The organism is Citrobacter sp. wls714 (assembly GCF_005281025.1).
GTDB classification, from domain to species: domain Bacteria; phylum Pseudomonadota; class Gammaproteobacteria; order Enterobacterales; family Enterobacteriaceae; genus Citrobacter; species Citrobacter werkmanii.
Genome location: NZ_SZWZ01000085.1, coordinates 1 through 313 on the forward strand (window position 1 = coordinate 1; position 313 = coordinate 313).

A 313-nucleotide genomic window follows, 5' to 3' on the forward strand; every position below is an offset into this window, starting at 1 on the left:
ACCGGCACGATTAACCGCACCGAGGTGCATCCCCGGGAGGTGGTCAAACGTGCTCTGCACTTCAACGCGGCGGCGGTGATACTCGCGCATAACCATCCTTCCGGCGAGACGACACCTAGCCAGGCCGACAAAACCCTCACGCAGCGACTGGTTCAGGTGCTTCAGCTGGTGGATATCCGTGTCCCTGACCATCTGATTGTCGGTGGCAGGCAAATCTATTCGTTCGCAGAACACGGTCTGTTGTGAGGTATGACATGAAAATTATCAGTAAACGCCGGGCAATGACGATATACCGCCAGCATCCTGAGTCCCG

The 313-nt window shown here is 56.5% G+C and carries 2 protein-coding genes; both read left to right on the top strand.

The window, feature by feature from the left end; genetic code table 11:
- Positions 1–246: JAB domain-containing protein (locus FDX11_RS17480; RefSeq protein ID WP_283252092.1), on the top strand; the 246-nt coding region annotated here is incomplete at its 5' end.
- An 8-nt stretch (positions 247–254) separates the two neighbouring features.
- Positions 255–313 (top strand): DUF987 family protein (locus FDX11_RS25765; protein ID WP_149004822.1); only part of this gene is annotated, 59 nt, incomplete at its 3' end.